Annotated in this window: 16 protein-coding genes; 15 read left to right on the forward strand and 1 reads right to left on the reverse strand. The window is 42.5% G+C overall.

The annotated features are described in order from the left end of the window. Positions 1–19: 19 nt before the first annotated feature. From cshA to CL176_RS00655, 4 genes are read left to right on the forward strand one after another with little or no spacing between them, the layout of a single operon-like run. Positions 20–1,552 (forward strand): degradosome RNA helicase CshA, encoded by a 1,533-nt coding sequence (cshA, locus tag CL176_RS00640; protein WP_118989575.1) that lies wholly within the window; start codon positions 20–22, stop codon positions 1,550–1,552. A gap of 10 nt (positions 1,553–1,562) precedes the next feature. Next, positions 1,563–1,949, forward strand: a complete 387-nt coding sequence (gene acpS / locus CL176_RS00645; protein WP_118989576.1) for a holo-ACP synthase — start codon at positions 1,563–1,565, stop codon at positions 1,947–1,949. A gap of 2 nt (positions 1,950–1,951) precedes the next feature. Continuing rightward, positions 1,952–3,148 (forward strand): alanine racemase, encoded by a 1,197-nt coding sequence (alr, locus tag CL176_RS00650; protein ID WP_118989577.1) that lies wholly within the window; start codon positions 1,952–1,954, stop codon positions 3,146–3,148. An 11-nt stretch (positions 3,149–3,159) separates the two neighbouring features. Further along, positions 3,160–3,783 (forward strand): MBL fold metallo-hydrolase, encoded by a 624-nt coding sequence (locus CL176_RS00655; protein WP_118989578.1) that lies wholly within the window; start codon positions 3,160–3,162, stop codon positions 3,781–3,783. Positions 3,784–3,832: 49 nt separating this feature from the next. Here the strand turns inward: CL176_RS00655 and cbpA are convergent, their stop codons facing one another. Further along, complete coding sequence (gene cbpA, locus CL176_RS00660; RefSeq protein ID WP_118989579.1) at positions 3,833–4,465, reverse strand: cyclic di-AMP binding protein CbpA; 633 nt, start codon at positions 4,463–4,465, stop codon at positions 3,833–3,835. A 257-nt stretch (positions 4,466–4,722) separates the two neighbouring features. On the opposite strand from cbpA, the gene CL176_RS00665 reads away from it, so the two are divergent. The 11 genes from CL176_RS00665 (at position 4,723) to CL176_RS00715 (ending at position 18,726) form a co-directional block, all read left to right on the forward strand. Then, positions 4,723–6,147, forward strand: a complete 1,425-nt coding sequence (locus CL176_RS00665; protein ID WP_118989580.1) for a hemolysin family protein — start codon at positions 4,723–4,725, stop codon at positions 6,145–6,147. Between the two features lie 102 nt (positions 6,148–6,249). Then, positions 6,250–6,957 carry an O-methyltransferase gene (locus tag CL176_RS00670; RefSeq protein WP_118989581.1) on the forward strand — a complete coding sequence of 236 codons (708 nt, stop codon included), beginning with the start codon at positions 6,250–6,252 and terminating at the stop codon, positions 6,955–6,957. Beyond that, a complete protein-coding gene (locus tag CL176_RS00675) occupies positions 6,944–7,762 on the forward strand; it encodes a Cof-type HAD-IIB family hydrolase (RefSeq protein WP_118989582.1) in 819 nt (272 codons plus the stop codon). The genes CL176_RS00670 and CL176_RS00675 overlap by 14 nt, the downstream gene beginning before the upstream one ends. A 100-nt stretch (positions 7,763–7,862) precedes the next feature. After that, the gene (locus CL176_RS00680) at positions 7,863–9,239 is read left to right on the forward strand and encodes a L,D-transpeptidase family protein (protein WP_118989583.1); all 1,377 of its coding nucleotides are present in this window, start codon (positions 7,863–7,865) and stop codon (positions 9,237–9,239) included. A gap of 187 nt (positions 9,240–9,426) precedes the next feature. Continuing rightward, on the forward strand, positions 9,427–10,131 hold the full coding sequence (gene yycF, locus CL176_RS00685) for a response regulator YycF (protein ID WP_118989584.1): 705 nt from the start codon (positions 9,427–9,429) through the stop codon (positions 10,129–10,131). Positions 10,132–10,136: 5 nt separating this feature from the next. Continuing rightward, positions 10,137–11,996, forward strand: coding sequence for a cell wall metabolism sensor histidine kinase WalK (walK, locus tag CL176_RS00690; protein WP_118989585.1), 1,860 nt, complete (start codon positions 10,137–10,139; stop codon positions 11,994–11,996). Continuing rightward, positions 11,997–13,403, forward strand: a complete 1,407-nt coding sequence (locus tag CL176_RS00695) for a YycH family regulatory protein (protein ID WP_118989586.1) — start codon at positions 11,997–11,999, stop codon at positions 13,401–13,403. Beyond that, complete coding sequence (locus tag CL176_RS00700; protein ID WP_118989587.1) at positions 13,403–14,251, forward strand: two-component system regulatory protein YycI; 849 nt, start codon at positions 13,403–13,405, stop codon at positions 14,249–14,251. Before CL176_RS00695 ends, CL176_RS00700 begins: the two co-directional genes overlap by 1 nt. Before the next feature lie 238 nt (positions 14,252–14,489). Beyond that, positions 14,490–16,427, forward strand: a complete 1,938-nt coding sequence (locus CL176_RS00705; RefSeq protein ID WP_162890743.1) for a DUF2207 domain-containing protein — start codon at positions 14,490–14,492, stop codon at positions 16,425–16,427. Positions 16,428–16,551: 124 nt separating this feature from the next. After that, positions 16,552–17,385: an MBL fold metallo-hydrolase gene (locus tag CL176_RS00710; RefSeq protein WP_118991538.1), complete on the forward strand. Its 834-nt coding sequence runs from the start codon at positions 16,552–16,554 to the stop codon at positions 17,383–17,385. 126 nt (positions 17,386–17,511) lie between these two features. Then, positions 17,512–18,726: a S1C family serine protease gene (locus CL176_RS00715; protein ID WP_118989589.1), complete on the forward strand. Its 1,215-nt coding sequence runs from the start codon at positions 17,512–17,514 to the stop codon at positions 18,724–18,726. The last annotated feature ends 63 nt before the right edge of the window (positions 18,727–18,789 follow it).

Raw genomic sequence — 18,789 nt, forward strand, 5'->3', positions numbered from 1 at the left:
TAGTAGAAGGAGAATATATTTGAACTTTAAAGATTTACAATTAAAAGCAGCCTTATTGGAAGGCTTAGAGGAAATGGGCTTTGAAGAGCCGACCCCCATTCAACAAGAAGCAATCCCGCCGGCTTTAGAAGGGTCGGATGTGGTTGGTCAAGCGCAAACAGGCACAGGCAAAACAGCAGCCTTTGGCTTACCTTTGTTGAATCAATTAGATATGGATGCGGATTATGTGCAAGGCTTAATTATTACCCCAACCCGTGAGTTAGCGATTCAAGTCCAGGAAGAATTATATCGTTTGGGCAAAGGTTTAAAAGCCCGAAGTTTTGTCGTTTATGGTGGATCTTCCATTGGCAAGCAAATTGAGCGTTTGAAACGCTTTAAGCCACAAATTGTCGTAGGAACCCCTGGTCGTATTCTAGATTTAATGCAACGCAAGGTCTTGAAGGTAAATCAGCTGAGCGTTCTCATCTTAGATGAGGCGGATGAGATGTTGAATATGGGCTTTATTGATGACATGCGAGCCATTATTCGTCAAACCCCTGATAGCCGTCAAACCCTCATGTTCTCAGCAACCATGTCAAGTTCGGTGAAGCAGTTGAGTGAGCAATTCTTGCATCAGCCGGTACAGGTTAAGGTGAAAGCGACCCAGTTAACAGCAGATGCAGTAGATCAATACTTTGTCAAATGTCGTGACGATGAGAAATTCGATATCCTTACCCGTATTATTGAAGTCCAGAATCCAACCCAGGCCATTGTCTTTTGTCGGACGAAGAAGCGGGTCGATGAAGTGGGTCGTGCTCTGTCTGTCCGAGGTTTTAACGCAGAGTTAATTCATGGGGACATCACCCAACAGAAACGAACCAGTGTGATACGTGAATTCCGTTCAGGTAACTTAGAATTGCTTGTGGCAACAGACGTAGCAGCTCGTGGTCTAGACATCTCGGGTGTGACCCATGTTTATAATTACGACATCCCTCAAGACCCCGAAAGCTATGTGCATCGAATTGGGCGAACAGGGCGTGCTGGGCAAAGTGGTCAGTCGATTACCTTTGTTGTAGCTAATGAGATGGATTATTTACGGACCATTGAAACGCTCACGAAGCAACAAATGTCACCCTTGCGTCCGCCAACTGAGCAAGAAGCACGGGCAGGCCAATTACAGCATTTAATTGATCAAATAAATGACAAATTAACAGCAAATGATGTGCAGGCCTACCGTAATTCCGCTAAACTATTATTAAACCATTACGAACCCAATGATTTAGTCTCGGCCTTATTGAGTGAAATCATTACAGATACAACCGATATCGATGTACAAATTTCTCCGCAAAAGCCCTTGCCTCGTTCAGGTAAGAATCAGCGTAGCCGCAGTAAAGGCCGACCATCGAATTATCGCAAGCAACGCAAAGGTTCAGGCAATCGAAGCCGTTCAGGTGGAGGTCGTCGTTCAAACCAAGGCAAGCGTAAGCAAGATAAGCCGAACCAAGAAAGACGGAAACAAGATCAAGTGAATCGCAGTAATAACTTTAGTATTCGACGCAAACAAGATTCATAGGAGGAAAGCTATGCGTATCGGAACGGATATCATTGAAATTGAGCGTGTGTATGAAGCCAGTCAAAGGCAAGCGCACTTCGCTAAACGTATCCTATCTGCTGAGGAATATGCTTTATATGACACGTATAGTCCTAAGCGTCAACAGACCTTCTTAGCTGGACGCTTCAGTGCAAAAGAAGCATACGGTAAAGCTTTAGGAACGGGTGTAGGGCATTGGCTCAAATTTGACCAATTGTCCGTCATGCCTGATGCCAAAGGTGCTCCTCAATGGTCGCAAGGACCAATAACTGAGGGTGTTCGTGTGAGCATTAGCCATTCACGAGATTATGCAACAGCTACGGTATTAATAGAGCTGAGTGATGAAGAGATTGCCAGGCAACTGGAGAAAGGAAGATAGCTATGATAGAACCCAGCGAACACCGTCCGAGTCAAGCCATAGTTGATTTGGGTGCTATTCGACACAATTTAACGATAATTCAAGCAAGAATGCAACCAGAGCAGTTACTCTATGCTACGGTTAAGGCTGATGCATATGGTCATGGGGCGATTCAGATTTCTAAAGCTGCGCTTGAAGCAGGTGCAGACGGCTTAGCAGTAGCGACCGTAGATGAAGGCATAGAACTGCGTCAAGCGGGCATTCAAGATGTACCAATTCTTATCTTAGGCTTAACCGACCCTAGAGGCATTGCTGAAATTCTACATTATCATTTAACAGTTACCGTCAGTGGGACTGAATTTTTCGAAGTGGCTTATCAACAGTTGCAGCGAAGTGGAGAATTGGCGCTTTTAGATGAATGTACATTAAACTTCCACTTGGCCTTAGATACGGGTATGGGGCGCATTGGTTTGAGAACAACAGCCGAAGTGCGGGCATTTGCCGAGGCAATCAACGCCTTCCCTTGGGCGCAGTGGGAAGGGGTCTTTACCCATTTTGCTACAGCCGGTGGCGGTCCCGAAGCCTATATTCAAACGCAATGGAAGCAATGGCAAAGCTTACTCCAAGCAGTGCCGGATACCGTCCGATATCGCCACTATGCCAATTCAGCTATGGCTCTTTGGTACGACCAAGCGATTCCATCTGACATCGTTCGCTACGGCATCGGAATATATGGTGTGGATCCCAAGGATCAACTACCAGAAGGCGATTGGCCGGCGGATTTAGCCGTGAATCAGCAAGACGCCTTCAAACCAGCTCTTTCGTTAATTTCTGAAATTGTCCATGTTAAGAAAGTTACCAAAGGCAGTAAAATTAGCTATGGTGCGACTTATGAAGCGCAAGAGGACGAATGGATTGCCACCATCCCAATGGGCTACGCCGATGGATGGTTAAGGCGCTACGAGGTATTTCCCGTCTTAGTAGACGGTCAGGCTTGTCCAATTGTGGGCCGAATTAACATGGACCAGCTAATGATTCGCCTGCCGAAACAATACCCAGTTGGAACCACAGTGACCTTTATTGGTCAGGACGGACATTTAAATAACCATGTTTCTTATCTAGCGCAACAAATCGATACGATTGGCTATGAGATACTTACTACCATTGGTAAGCGGGTGCCGCGAATTTACTTAGATGAAGCGGGCAAAGTGAAAGAATAGGAGTGTTCAAGATGCAAATTTACCGCATCCAAATGCGTCGGGTTGATGTGAATACGTATGTTCTAGTGAATGAAGACAAGGAAGCTTTATTGATTGATCCGGGCAGTGATTACCCTGAACTTATTGCTTGGCTTAATGAAGAAGGCTTTAAACCAATTGGGATTATGCTCACACATACCCATTTCGACCATATTATCGGGCTTGACGCTGTTCGTGATGCTTTCCACATTGAAGCCTATAGTCATGAGATTGAGCAGGATTATGTTACTCAGCCGGACCAGAATTTATCGAGCTTACTTCCCGGTGAGGCACTTGAACTCCGCCCTATTGAACATGTCTGGTCGGCGATGGGCCCTCAAGAAATAGGCCCTTTCAAATTTAACGTGGTCTTCACCCCAGGACACAGCCCTGGACATGTCATTTATCACTTCCCAGACAAGGAATTTGCGATAGTGGGAGATACTATATTCCAAGGGAGTATTGGTCGGACAGACTTACCTGGAGGGGACATGGATCAGTTGTTGGCGAGTATTCGTGAAGAAATCTTCACCTTGCCTGATGAGACGGTACTTTACCCGGGGCATGGTGAAGCAACCAATGTTGCAATGGAAAAGCAGTATAATCCATTCTTTTAACCTTAATAAACAAATCCCTTGGCGCTGCAATTTAGCCCAAGGGATTTGATTATATCTCATAAATTTCGTAAGTGTAGCGCCGACGATTGAGTAGCTCCTTCATGCGATTAATTTGTGGGAGTTCAAGATAACTCGGTAAAGAGAAGAGAACAGCTGGTTGCTCCCAGTAATCATTCTCTGCTAAGGTATTTACCGCAAGAATATCACAGTAACGACGGATAATTCGGCTAATTTTGATAACATCGGTAGCATAATCGTCTGACTTAATCGCAAGAATATATCCGGTGTCTTGAATGTTGCTTGCTTGTTGCATGAAGTGTGTCATCGAATCATGGTAAATAACCCCCATAAAGGCATTGCCTTCATCAAGAACAGCAATATAGGGTAAATCTTTAATTTTAAAGAGAAGATGATAAATTGTTTCGTTGATATGGACAGTTTTGGTTGTATTTTTAAGGAAATGCGTCACCGATAAGTCAGCTAAATTTGCATCGGGGTGATGGAATTTATGCTTATAAATATGATATCGGTAAATATTGCCCCGATAGAGATTACTGGATGTATCGAGGACCGGGACATTTCTTTGGCTATGTTCTTCAAGAAGTCGGACTGCATCTTGGCAATTAGCAGTCTCGTCTAAATAGAAGATTTCTTGCTTGGGAACCAATAACGCTTCAATCATTCTTGCAAAGCCCCCTTTCCTGAGCGTAATAAAGTGCTTTCAAACATGCTAAGTTTACCAGAATTATGAGAAAAAGGCAATGAATTCTAATATAAAACTTATCATCCCTTTTGAAAGTGGAAAGTGTTAGTCACTAGCGGAAATAGCTTAAAGTTCTTTAAGAAATAGTGTATAATATTTTTAAGTAAACTGTTGGATAGCTCATGTGCTTATGGCAGTGGGCTGAGAAATTTTTTGGATAAAGGGGAGATTATTGAATGGACTCGGGTTCCTTGTGGATTCAGGTAATCATTATTATTGTTTTAACGTTAATTAACGCATTCTTTGCGGGAAGTGAGCTTGCTTTCGTATCAGTCAATCAGAATAAGATGAAGCAATTGGCTGAAGAAGGTGATAAGCGTGCAGCAAGGGTATTGAAGTTGTTAGAGGATTCAGACGGCTTTCTAGCGACGATTCAAGTTGCCATTACCTTGGCCGGATTCCTATCCAGTGCCTCTGCTGCTACGAGTTTTTCTGAAGTGCTTGCCGCTTGGTTACCTAATATTCCTGGGGTAGGGACAATTTCAATTATAGTAGTTACTTTAATCTTGTCCTATATCACACTCGTATTTGGTGAGTTATACCCCAAGCAATTGGCTTTGCAGATGCCAGAGGAATTTGCTATGGCAGCGAGTGGGGTCATCTCCGGTGTTCAGACTGTCTTTAAACCTTTCGTGCGTTTATTATCTGCTTCAACAGGCTTCCTTAAACGCATTACGCCGATTGATTTCGTGGAGGAAGAAGAGAAATTCACGCGCGATGAAATGCGAGCTATCATGGCTCAAACCCGTCAAGAAGGTACCATCGATTTGGCTGAGTTCTCTATGCTTGAGGGTGTACTATCGTTAGATAATAAATTAGCCCGTGAAATAATGGTTCCACGAACGGATACACAAATGCTCGATATCGAAGATCCTTATGAGGAGAATATCGATGCTATTATGCGCAGTCCTTATTCACGTATACCTTTCTATAAAGGTGATAAAGATAATGTCGTTGGTGTCATTCACGTTAAGAATGTCTTGCGTTCGATTCATGACCGTTATGGGCAAGAGAATTTATATGAGCCACTCGACTTAGAAGCAATTATGAGTGAGCCGCTGTTTGCCCCATCTTATGTGTATATTGATGACTTATTAATCGAATTTCGTCGAGAACAAACCCATATGGCTATCCTTCTGGATGAATATGGTGGGGTAGAAGGGATTGTTACGATGGAAGACGTCTTGGAAGAAATTGTGGGCGAAATTGAAGACGAGTCAGATGTGAACCCATCGACAGATATTCGCAAAATTGATGATGAGAATTATTATGTCAATGGAACTACACCGATTGACAAATTCGCCAATTACTTTAATGTTGATGTATCTTCTGATGAAGTGGATACCATCGCAGGGCTTGTGATTTACCATTTAGGTTATGTGCCGGACGATGATGAGCGTATTCAACTAAGAGCAGGCTCCTGTGTTCTAACAACGAATCATATTGAAAGTGGTCGGATTAGAGGATTACATGTACAAATTGATCCCAATTATACGATTGACACGCCTTATGACTTAACAGAAGATGTTGAATCAGCTTATCAAGAAGAAATTGAACGCATTGAAGATGCCCTTGAGGATAATGGAGATTCAGACGATTAAATGCATGAGACCGAACCGAACCTTTAAGAGATAATGAAGGGACGGTTCGGCTTTTAAATATAATCCCAATGATCCTACAATAAGCTTAGAAAGAGGATGAAGATGGCGCAAGAAGAAGGTAGAAAGTTAAATGAAATGATGGACCGGCCGATTGTGATGGCGAAAGTGGTCGATTATATGCGTGAAGCACAAGGGAAATTTCCCGGCGGGGTTGGAGAAATTCAAGCTTATGCCAACGAACGTGGCATCCCGGTTATCCCTCATGAAACGGCGAAATTTATCGATTGGCTCTTAGCAATTATTCAACCGGAGCAAATTCTAGAAATTGGTACGGCCATCGGCTTCTCAGCCAGTCTCATGGCTCAGCATTTAGCTGAAGGAGGTCATTTAACAACCATTGATCGCTATGAACAGATGTACACTCGGGCCAAAGAAAATTTCCAAAAGCAAGGTCTCGACGAACAAATTACTTTACTAGAAGGGGATGCGAAGGATATCTTGCCGACCTTGCCTGATGCGCATTATGATGTGATTTTTATGGATAGTGCTAAGGCTAAATATATTGAGTTCCTGCCGGATTGCCTACGTGTATTAAAGATGGGTGGCATTGTGATGATTGATGATATCTTCCAAGGTGGAACAGTTCTGGATGACGAAGCAGATATACCGAAACGGGTGCGTAAGATTCATCGCAAGTTGAATGAATTGTTGGATACTGTTTTAGCAGATGAAGTAAACCGCTCTGCACTTATACCACTAGGAGATGGTCTATTAGTGATACGAAAGGAAGGCGACTATGACGAAGATTAAACTGATTGCGATTGATTTAGACGGCACCTTACTCAATGATGAAACACAGGTCCCACAAGCGAATATAGCCGCGATTGAGCAAGTGATTAAGCAAGGTTACCGCATAGTGATTTGCACTGGCCGGACCTTACAAGGCGCTAAACGTTTCATTGAACAATTGAACATTGAGGCAGGCCAAGAAGAATACACCATCTTTCAGAATGGTGCCCTAACGTATCGTTTACCTGAATATGAGTGTATCCAAGTCTTCACACTTAACGCCAAGGCCAAGCAAGCAGGTTTGGCTTTCGTCAGAAAGCATCAGCTAGAGCTCGTTGCCTTTGATACAGAACACTTCTATGTGGTCGATAACCCAGAGCCGACACATTTGGTGAAAGATGATGCTGAAACGTTAGCAATGGATATGGTCTTTGTGTCTGAAGAAGAATTCTTAGCGAATGACCGCATTAACAAATTGACGTTTATTGCACCTGAGGCGAAATTAGATCAAGCTCAAGCAGCTGGTATTGCAAGCTTGGAAGAATATGGCAATCCGGTCCGGAGTCAGCCTTGGCTGATAGAGCTCTTGCCACAAGCAGTCAATAAAGGGGTTGCTTTAAAAGCCTTAGCAGCTAAATTAGGCTTTGAGGCAAGCGAAGTGATGGCCATTGGTGATCAATTGAATGACTATGAAATGTTGGAATGGGCTGAACATAGTGTGGCAATGGGCCAAGCGGTTGAACCCATTCAAAAGCTAGCTCGTTATCAGACGAAGTCAAATAATGAAGCTGGTGTAGCCTACGCCTTGGCAAACTTCATAAATTAATCTTACTTTTGTGAGCAAATGCGATAGAAAATTCATAAATGCATGCTATAATATTTATTTGAATGATGGATTTATAATTTTTTAATCAGTGAGGTGGAACATGAAGAAGACACTTATTACCGTAGGTAGTCTACTGTTAGTAATTTTAGTGGCATATGGCGCAGGGATTGGCTATTATGCAGAGAAGTTTCAAGCAAATACAGAATTTGCGACGGTTGACGTAAGTAATCTTACTTTGCCGGAAGCTCAAGCAAAAGTTGAAGAAGTTTTGTTAAATAAGGAAATTACCTTAACGGAGAATGGTCAAGAAGTTGGGAGTATCGGCTTAGCGGAATTGAATCCTACGTTTAATACGGAAGAAGCTTTAACCGTTACCTATAATTCTCAAGACCCGAATCAATGGTTAGGGAATTTCTTCCAATCCGATGAATTCAATGCAGACTTAATGTCAAATGTTGAAATTGACCAAGAAAATCTAAATCAGAAATTATCGGAATTAGGCTTAAGTAATGATCAACGTCAAGCACCTGAGAATGCACAGATTAACTATTCACAAGCAGAAGGCTACACTGTTTCAGAAGCTAAAGATGGTAATCAACTAGACATCGAGGCCTTGCGTCAATTGATCTTAGACGGTATCCAAGCAGGTGAAGAGAAGATTGAAATCAATCAAGCTTTCTTAAAGCCTGAAGTAACGTCTGATGATGAAGTGATTGGCCAGTATATGGAACAAATCGAACAAGCTAAGGACACACAGATTACCCTACAAATTCAAGGGGAAGAAGTCGTGATTCCAGCTGAAAAGATTGAAAGTTGGATATACTTCGATGCTAATAACCAAATGGTTTTTGATGAGGCAATGATTCAAGAATACGTTGGTGAGTTAAACGAGCAGTATTCAACCTTCCTACGACCACGTACTTTCCAGAGTACTTTACAAGGGGAAGTGACCGTGGAACCGGGGACACTCGGTTGGTCAATCGACCGAGAAGCAGAAGCCGCTCAAATTGCGGAAGATCTGTATAGTGGCCAAGACGTCAAACGTGAAACTGCTGTCGTGGGGACAGGTTATAACTCAGAAGGTAGTGATATCGGTAACACCTATGTTGAAATCGATATTGCCAACCAAACGATGTTTATCTACAAAGATGGCGAACAAGTATTCCAAACGCCGGTTGTAACCGGCCAAGTTGGTACGGACACCATTCCAGGTGCCTATGCGATTTGGGATAAACAAGAGAACGCAGAATTACGAGGCTATAATCCTCGTACAGAGCGTGATTATGTGCAACCAGTAGATTACTGGATGCCATTTGATGATACTGGTCAAGGTATCCATGATGCAAATTGGCAAAGTAGCTTTGGCGGAACTACTTATCAAATCAGCGGTTCGCTTGGATGTATTAATACACCACCGGAAGCCATGGCAACAGTTTTTGAATTGGTTGAAGTTGGTACACCAGTAGTTGTCTTTTAATCAAATAAGTAAGTTAAGTCTGGAAGGCTCCTTAAGTATATTGAAGTGGCCCGACAGACTTTTTTTGAATTGAGTAGTATATAATCTAACCTCTTCATCACACATTGCGACTTTGACTAATCCTTAGGAAACGCTATAATAGAAGTGTTAAGAAAGAGACAAACATATATTACATAAGGAGATCATTATGAAGAAAATACTTGTAGTAGATGATGAAAAGCCGATTTCTGACATTATTACTTTTAATTTAGAGAATGAAGGCTACGAAGTCGTCAAGGCCTTTGATGGCGAAGAAGCCTTAGAAGTATTTGAGAAGAGCAATCCTGATTTAGTTATTCTTGACGTGATGCTTCCGAAGAAAGATGGTCTGGAGGTCTGCCGGGAAATTCGTAAAGACAGTGCCGTACCCATTATTATGCTGACTGCGAAAGATTCGGAGATTGATAAGGTACTAGGCCTTGAGCTGGGTGCAGATGACTACGTTACGAAGCCTTTCTCCAATCGGGAACTGATTGCCCGAGTGAAAGCTAACTTAAGGCGCAATGCCATTCAGCAGACGGATACTGAAGAAGAGGAGTCGAGTGATATTGTCATCGGTGACTTGATTGTTCACCAGGATGCCTATATTGCTTCTAAGCGTGGGGAAGAAATCGAACTTACACACCGTGAATTTGAGTTGCTACTTTATTTAGCGCGTCATATCGGACAAGTGATGAACAGAGAACATCTATTAGAAGTGGTGTGGGGGTATGATTATTTCGGGGATGTGCGAACAGTGGACGTGACAGTACGTCGTTTGCGTGAGAAGATTGAAGATGAGCCAAGTCATCCTAACTATATTATTACCCGCCGAGGCGTAGGTTATTTCCTAAAGAATCCTGACCAGGAGTAGACTATATGAAGCGACGCTCCTTTAAGTTTTTCCAGTCAATTTATTTCAAAATACCTTTCCTCTTTATCTTTATTCTATTGATTTCCTTCCAATTTATTGGGGTCTTCTTTATTGATCAATTAGAAACACAAACGATATCGAGTTACAAAAATCAAATCAGTACGCAAACCGACTTCCTTGTCAATAATTTACGTCCGATTCTCCAAGAAACGGAGGGGAACGATGATGAACGGATTGAACGGATAAATCATACTCTTGAAACGTTCACATCAACGATGCCCACCCGTATCATTGTTATAAACTCAGATGAGACAGTGATTGCCAGTGATTCCACTGCGACGGATGCCCTTGTGGGGACGCAAGCGAGTAGTCCCGCAGCTAGAAATGTGCTCTTAACTTTAACCAGTTATTCCACGGAGATTCGTGAAGCAGAAACGGGTGACCATATTTATCATCTGGTCAAGCCTATTACAAATACACAGCAATCGCAGGCATTAGGGGCCGTTGCGATTGAAGCTAATTTGGAGCAGGCCTATGAGCAGACGAATAATACCATTGATTTATTCATTCAATCGGCCTTATTAGCAGTAGGGGTCGCCTTGGTGGTATCAATTTTCTTATCTCAAGGCTTAACCCGACCTATCGAGAATATTCGCCAACAAGCGATTCGGATTTCAGAAGGTGTCTATAATTACCCTGCAGAGATATATGGCCAAGATGAGCTAGGAGAATTAGCCATCACCATTAATGAATTAGCTGTAAAGGTTAAAGATGCCCAGGATTCCATGGAGTCAGAACGTCAGCGTTTAGACGGTATTTTGCGCCATATGACGGACGGGGTGATTGGAACAGATCAGCGGGGGAACGTGCTTTTAGTAAATAACCGGGCCTTATATTATTTAGATATTCGCCAAGATCAAGCACTCTCTCAATCTATCTTCCAATTATTAGGGGTTCAAGATGAGTATGTGATCTCAGACTTTCTGGATGGTGATAAGGAAATTCTCCTAACGCGCGATAGTCCAGGGGACGCAATGACGACTATTCTTAAAGGAGAATTTTCGGTCATCCGACGCGAGACAGGCTTTGTTACGGGCCTCGTTTGTGTTCTAACAGATGTAACGGAACAGGAGAAGACGGATCAAGAGCGTCGTAACTTCGTCTCTAATGTATCACATGAATTGCGGACCCCATTAACTAGTCTGAAAAGTTATAGTGAAGCACTAGCCGACGGGGCTTGGCAAGATCCGAATTTAGCCCCGCAGTTTATTGATGTGATTCAATCCGAAAGCAATCGGATGATTCGAATGATTGCGAATCTCCTTGATTTATCTAAAATTGATGGTGGCCAAATTAAGCTTGATAAGGATTATGTGAACTTTAAGCGGATCGTCAACCATATTCTTGATCGAGTTGAATTTACCATGGCTAGTGAAGATGCGGATAAGCATTATGAAATTAAACGCGATTTTACTAGTCGTGAGATTTATGTGGATATTGATCAAGATCGGATGACTCAGGTCATTGATAACTTACTCAATAATGCCATCAAATACTCTCCCGATGGTGGGACGATTACCGTCAGCATTCGAGATAATCATCAGAGTGTTATCTTTAGTGTGAGAGATGAAGGGATTGGTATCTCGCAAGCAGATATGGAGCATTTATTTGAACGCTTTTACCGGGTGGATAAAGCCCGCTCTCGTGAACAAGGCGGTAGTGGCCTTGGTTTAGCAATTTCCAAGGAAGTTGTTGAACTGCATGGGGGTAATATTTGGGTTGAAAGCGTTGAAGGGGAAGGCTCGGTCTTTAACTTTGAATTGCCATATACGAGTTTCGATGATATTGAGGAGGAGTGGATTTAAATGAAGCGCAGTCAAATCGTCTCCCTCCTACTATGTCTTGTGGTGATATTGAGTTTAGTGTTAACTTATTTTCTTATTTTGGATATGGATACGTTCAATGAGTGGGTTGCTCCAGATGCAGGTGAGGAGAGTGATCTGGTTACAACCGATATGACGCAATATTCATCCGGACAATTTTATACGCAAACCCAGATGACGTTTGATGATGTAGTTGCCCCAAGTAAACTTTACTATCAAGAAGATGGTCAAACATACTGGCTAATGCAACCATCCACCTTAGAAGGCATTGACATCCTCTTTAAGGCCAAGCCAATTCGTATGGATGAACTAGAGCCTGTGGAAGATTTAGAGTTTCTATTGGATTTATATCAGGAAGACTTTGTGCAAATTATCTTTCCGAGTGAACGAATCTTAAATCTCTTGTCGAGTCGTTTGAGCTTTGATGCTAGTTCAAAGATGGATGAATTGGCGATTGATCGTATGATTTTACCGACCAATAATAATCAGCAGAATAAGATTTACTTAATCAATAGCAGGGAAGATACTTATATTGAAGCAAAGCTTGCAGAAGATTTGTCAGTGAAGGATATTACAGAGCTTGTCGAGCGCAGCCGTGAAAGTTTTGTGGATGTGGATGGTTTCTGGGCCAAAGATGCCTTGGTGTATTTGCCGGATGATGAACTAGTCTTGAAATCGCATCTTTATACCTTAGAGACTATTCCCGACACAATCTTTGTCAATGACATCTTCCCTGATTCTGATTTTACGGTTTCTGAAGTAGAAGCTAATAGTGAAGGGATGGTCTACCGGACTTATCAATATACCCTTGAATTTGACCACGATAATGAACGGATGAACTTTCTGATTAACCGAATAGGCCCCGGCGAATCTAAAAGTGAAGCCAGCAAAATACGAGACAGCTATATCCCCATTAGTAGCAATGAATATTGGTCAGGCAATATTCGCCTAGATATGATTGCGAATAATACAGTGGCTTACCGCCGTTACTTGGGTGGTTTGCCAATTATTGGTGCACCCGAAGTGATTGACTACGGGGTTTCCCGTACGTATTTACGCAATGACTCCAGTGGGGAAGTCTATCGCTATCAAGTGCCACTAGTTATCTTGCAAGCTCATATTCCAGATATGAGCGAAACATATCAATTGCCAAGTGGGGTACAAATGGCTGCTTTCCTGGAAAGCCAAGGCTATTCAACGACGATGTTTGAGGATATTTTCCTGGCTTATGAATGGCAAGAAGATATGGAAGATTTTAAGAAAGCGAACCTTGTGCCAACTTGGTATGTGCAATTTAAAGATAATTATTACTCGTGGAAGCAGCTAGAGAATGGTACCTTTGAACGCGTGTGGCAAAGAGCTCAGGAATTAACGGAGGAGGGCACTTAATGGACTTTAAACGCATACAATTATTGCTCTTAATCTTCTTTCTAGTCTTTGACATTTACTTATTCCAAATGCTGTTAGCCCGTTCAGAGGTTAACTCACAAGTCACTACACAAATTGAGACAACCATTGAAGAGGATTTATCCGCTCGGAATATTCGCTACGAAGAATTATCTAAGGAAACAACTACCTTACCTTTAGTTAAAGCCAATTCTAGCGATTTACTGGTTGAAAACCTCTCCCAATTAGAAGGGCAGAATGCAAGTATTAATGATCGCGGTGAACTCATTAGTACCTTTAATGAAGCAATCCCCTTAAATATTGGCTTGGACCGGACAACAGAGACTTTGAACGAGGACCAAATCGAACAATTGCGTGCGAACTTCTTGAGTCAGCCAAGTTATTTTATTGAGGGAACGGCCTATGATAGTTTTCGTTATTTGCCCGATGAGCGAATCATTTCAATTCGCATGAATGCTTATGAAGGGCGAATGATTGCCGATGGGAGTGCAGAATTACGTTTAATACTAGACGAAAATTATAATCTTATTCAATACATTCAGACTTATCAAGATCATATCCAACCCTTATCTACGGAGCGGAATATTATCTCTGAGCGTATGGCTTTAGAGATTATCAACCAACGGGCTGACACAACCATTCCAGATAATTCAACTATAACCCGTATGCGGCAGTGTTATTATCGTAGTTCTAATTTAGAGGATTTCGATATTTATTCTCCTGCCTGGGGTATTATCTATCGCTCTGAAGACGGCCAATCCGGAACCGTTTATATCGATGCGACCCGGGGGACCCTCATTGAACATCGCAAGATGGATTTAAATATATAGATTTTTACCACAGTGAAAGCCTAGGGACTTGCTTTGACTTCTAACCTTAAAAGAAGTTGAGGCAGAGAACTTAGGTTTTTTCTTTGAGATTTGAGCGAAGCTATGAATTGGTGGTCTTTTCAGGAAATAACATCAGGGTGATTTTATTTTGGGCGAGAATATGATGTTTTTATACGTAAGGCCTACCTCTTTGGCTGATAATTTGATAAACTTGGAATACTTGATTGGAGGTGTGCAGGTGAAAGGAATATTCAATAGATTACAATGCCTTCTGGTGCTAGTTGGACTAATCTTTGGTCTTTGGGGCCAAAGCCTAAGTGTTCAGGCACAAGATGTAGCTTTTGATATTACCCGGCTGAATATTGATGGGCAAATTACTGCTGAAGGTAAAGTGCAGATGAATTTAGTGTATGATTATGACGTTTCCTTTATGAATGGTGCTTTATTTGAAGTGGATTATGGGGAGAGTCGAATCGGCAATTACCAAGCAGGTATTATTGATTCTAAGACAGAAGAATTTGTGCCTTTTGAGCAGAACTATACCGCCACGGCTGAGACGTTTAGTGTCAATGACAATGGGAGCAGTTTAGAGTTTCGCCTATATTATCCAGCCGAAGATGAGCAAGTACGTTTTGCGATTAGTTATACTTTGGATGGTTTGGTTACTAATTATTTGGATACGGCTGAATACTATCAAATGCTTGTCTCCCCTGTTGCCAGCGATGGCTATAGTGTCTCAGCTCGAATCGAGCTGCCGGGAGCCATTGAGGAGACAAATCGCTTTCGTACCTGGGCATATGGTAGTCCCAGAGGACAGATTTATCCAAGAATTGAAGGGGAGCAAGCATATATTGAGGTCGATGTACCCCAGCTGGACCCTGGTGAATTCGTGGAAGTCCGGAGTCTTTTCCCTGAAAGTTTAACTCCGAATAATACGAAATTCGTTGAAAGTGAACACTTCCAAGAAGTGGTGGAGGTGGAGCAAGCGCAAGTTGAAGCTGATCAGGCCAAGTACCAAGAACATAATCAACATCGATCGGTGGCGATCGGGCTCATGGCTTTGTTAGGTGTCTTTACTTTATTCTGGGCTTATCGCTTCTACTTTCAGGAGAAGAAACGCCAAAATCCCCATCCAGTCCATGTACCCGAACACTTATATCATTTGCCGGATGACTTAACACCAGCTGTAATGGCTAGTGCGGTACTGCGTTCGGAGGCGAATGCAGACGATTTAGTTGCGACGATTCTCGATTTAGCGCGTAAAGGCTTTATTGAACTCAAAGAAGTAGAACGTGAGGAACAAGGACGTTTAAGTCGCGGAGAGACCAAGACCATTCTTCTGTCCAAACGATCGGATGCTCCCGCTGAAGAAACCTTGATGAACCATGAGCGTTACGCTCTGCAATATCTCTTTGCAGATCAGCGAGAGGAGATTAGTTTAGAAAGCTTGGAAGCAGAATTAAAAGCCTCTTCTACCTTTGCCAAGTACCAAGAACAGCTCTGGTCCCGCTTTAAGGATTATGCAGCGATTCGTGGTCAGATGGTTCGTGGTGGCTTGAATGAAGGACGTCGTAAGTCAAAAGTTTGGGCTTGGCTGGCCTTTGTCGGTACAATTATCTTTGGTGTGATTGCGATTGCCTTAGTGCAAACTTTGTCTTTAAAAGACTTGCAAACCGAGCGTATCGTGATGATTGTGACAATTGTTGTGTGGTGCTTAGCAATCCTTGCTACAATACTCCTCATTTATTTAGCCTACCAACGACCGATTGTATCCGAGCAGGAAGATAAGATGCGCAAAGAGTGGCATGCATTTGCCAGAATGCTTGAGGATATTGGTCAATTCGATATGCGTGAAGTAGCATCCTTAGCCCTGTGGGAAGTATATCTTGTCTATGCAGTCTCTCTAGGGGTGGCAGATAAGGTACTCGAAGAAATGCGAGCGGTATATGCAGTAGAAGAATTAGAAACTCTCACATTACCAGGGGACTTCTACACCCATCCTTATCTCATTACCCATGTGATGCGCCAATCTGTTCATGAGTCCGTTCAAGCAACGCAGCCACCCCCAGTTGTCAAAAACAACGGCTTTTCGGGCAGTAATACAGGTGGTTTTGGTGGTGGCTTTTCAAGTGGCGGTGGTGGTGCTTCTGGCGGATCCAGCGCAGGTGGATTCTAAAGAAAGTAAATCGAGGTCAACTGGCCTCGATTTTTTGGTGAATGGGATTTGTCAATAAGTCCAATGAATGGTAACTTATAAGAATGAGAAATAATAGAAAGTGATGAAGTGAATGAATGAAGAAATGCAAGGAATCCCCTATGCAACGCTGGCAACTCAGGTGGATACGATTCAATACTCCATCTTAGCCAGTGGTAGTAGTGGGAATTCAACCTATATTGAAACGCCGAAGAAGCGTATTTTAGTTGATGCAGGTTTGAGCGGTAAGAAGATTACCGGTTTACTGGCACAGATTGACCGGAAGCCGGAAGACTTGGATGCTATCTTTGTAACGCATGAACATAAGGACCATATTCACGGGGTGGGGGTGCTTTCGAGAAAGTATAATTTACCTATTTATGCCAATGCGAAGACGTGGTCACAGATGGAGCAAATGATAGGTAAGATTAATCCGGAGAACCGTTGTTATATTGAACCAGACGAATTGTTTAGTTTCGGGGATTTGGATATTCAAAGTTTCAACGTGAGTCATGATGCGATTCAGCCACAATTCTACGCCTTTCAAAAGAATCGCAAGCAACTTGTGCTATTGACGGATACTGGATATGTTAGTAATCGTCTGCGCGATCAGTTAGAGAATGCTGATGCATATTTAATTGAGAGTAACCACGAAATTGAAATGCTCCGTTACGGTAGCTATCCCTGGCATTTGAAGCAGCGGATTCTTAGCGATAAAGGGCATTTGAGCAATGATGATGGTGCTTTGGCAATGGTGGATATGATTGGCCAGCAAACATCCAAGATTTTCCTTGGCCACTTGAGTCGGGATAATAACACGAAGCTTTTAGCGATGGATGCCATGGAGCAGACTTTACATAATTACGACATTGAAACAGGACGGGACTTAAACTTATACATGACCGACCCGGATGAAGCAACTCCGCTTTTTAAACTTTAAAGAGTCATATTTAAATCAAAGGATGAGGATATATTCAAAGCTTTTTTCACAGTCTGTTCAAAAAAGGGTGTTATAATAAATACATCAAAAGCCCTGATTGAATTATAGGAAGGAAGCGAATAAGCTTTGAAAAAACAAATAAAAAACACTTTTACTTTACGCCAAAAGTTTTACGGTGGCATGCTTAAAGCAGTGGCCGTCTTAGTTATTGCCAGCCCGGCTGTGGCTAGCTTGGAGGCATTGCAACCAGTGGTTGCGAGCGCTGAAGAAGCTGCCTTGACCGAGCACGAACAAATCATCACCAATGTGGTGGATGAATCGCGGGATGCAGTAGTCTCTGTTTCAAATTTCCAACACGTTATGACAGGTGAACAAGCCTTTATGCAATTTTATGGCTTACAGCAAGATATCGACTTAAGAGACTTTGACAATGAGCCCACCTTGGCCGGTTCAGGGAGTGGCGTTGTCTATAAAATTGATGGCGATGCTGCTTATATTGTAACCAATCAGCATGTTATTGATAGGGCAGAGAAAATTGAAGTGACAATGGCTGATGGCAGAACTGCAGAAGCCGAGCTGTTAGGTTCGGATAGTTTAAGTGATTTAGCAGTACTGAAAATTTCTTCAGAATATGCTAGTCGCACCCTAGAATTTGCGGATTCTGATGCTGTAAAAGTAGGTAGTACCGCGATTGCGATTGGTTCACCGATTGGTATGGACTATGCTTCATCAGTCACCAAAGGAATCATTTCTGGATTGAACCGGGCCTTGCCAGTTGATACGAACAATGATGGCAAAGAGGATTGGGAAATGACTTTAATGCAGACCGATGCAGCCATTAACCCTGGAAACTCTGGGGGAGCGTTAGTGAACACATCCGGTCAACTCATCGGTATTAACTCCGCCAAATTGGCCGCATCTGAAATTGAAGGAATGGGCTTTGCGATTCCAAGTAACGATGTACAACACATTATTTCTCAATTAGAGACAGATGGTGAAGTAACAAGACCTGTCTTAGGTGTCACAACAACGGGCTTAGATCGTATTACGAAAGAATCGCGTCAGGAAGTATTGAACTTATCGGAAGATATCACGGAAGGTGCTCTAGTTCTTGAAGTGCAGAATGGTTCTGCAGCTGAAGCTGCAGGTATTGAAAATTATGATGTGATTGTAGAAATTGATGGGAAGCCAATTAAAAGCTCTCAAAGTTTGCGTCAAGAATTGTATCGCCATCAAATCGGTGACACGATTGAAATAAAAGTCTTGCGTAATGGTAAAGAGCAGACTTTACAGACAACCTTGAATGAAGAAACAAGCCTTGACATGCTAGCAAATGGCTAGGAGTACCGTAGCTTACTGAGATGAATGCTTGCCTCTCAGGTCATATAAATCATAAATAGCTAA

The organism is Suicoccus acidiformans (assembly GCF_003546865.1).
GTDB lineage: Bacteria > Bacillota > Bacilli > Lactobacillales > Aerococcaceae > Suicoccus > Suicoccus acidiformans.

What these genes read in the sequence shown, in the direction of transcription:
- acpS (WP_118989576.1), top strand. Translation starts at nt 1,563, where the DNA reads ATGCGTATCGGAACGGATATCATTGAAATTGAGCGTGTGTATGAAGCC.
- alr (WP_118989577.1), top strand. Translation starts at nt 1,952, where the DNA reads ATGATAGAACCCAGCGAACACCGTCCGAGTCAAGCCATAGTTGATTTG.
- CL176_RS00655 (WP_118989578.1), top strand. Translation starts at nt 3,160, where the DNA reads ATGCAAATTTACCGCATCCAAATGCGTCGGGTTGATGTGAATACGTAT.
- cbpA (WP_118989579.1), bottom strand. Translation starts at nt 4,465, where the DNA reads ATGATTGAAGCGTTATTGGTTCCCAAGCAAGAAATCTTCTATTTAGAC.
- CL176_RS00665 (WP_118989580.1), top strand. Translation starts at nt 4,723, where the DNA reads ATGGACTCGGGTTCCTTGTGGATTCAGGTAATCATTATTATTGTTTTA.
- CL176_RS00670 (WP_118989581.1), top strand. Translation starts at nt 6,250, where the DNA reads ATGGCGCAAGAAGAAGGTAGAAAGTTAAATGAAATGATGGACCGGCCG.
- CL176_RS00675 (WP_118989582.1), top strand. Translation starts at nt 6,944, where the DNA reads ATGACGAAGATTAAACTGATTGCGATTGATTTAGACGGCACCTTACTC.
- CL176_RS00680 (WP_118989583.1), top strand. Translation starts at nt 7,863, where the DNA reads ATGAAGAAGACACTTATTACCGTAGGTAGTCTACTGTTAGTAATTTTA.
- yycF (WP_118989584.1), top strand. Translation starts at nt 9,427, where the DNA reads ATGAAGAAAATACTTGTAGTAGATGATGAAAAGCCGATTTCTGACATT.
- walK (WP_118989585.1), top strand. Translation starts at nt 10,137, where the DNA reads ATGAAGCGACGCTCCTTTAAGTTTTTCCAGTCAATTTATTTCAAAATA.
- CL176_RS00695 (WP_118989586.1), top strand. Translation starts at nt 11,997, where the DNA reads ATGAAGCGCAGTCAAATCGTCTCCCTCCTACTATGTCTTGTGGTGATA.
- CL176_RS00700 (WP_118989587.1), top strand. Translation starts at nt 13,403, where the DNA reads ATGGACTTTAAACGCATACAATTATTGCTCTTAATCTTCTTTCTAGTC.
- CL176_RS00710 (WP_118991538.1), top strand. Translation starts at nt 16,552, where the DNA reads ATGCAAGGAATCCCCTATGCAACGCTGGCAACTCAGGTGGATACGATT.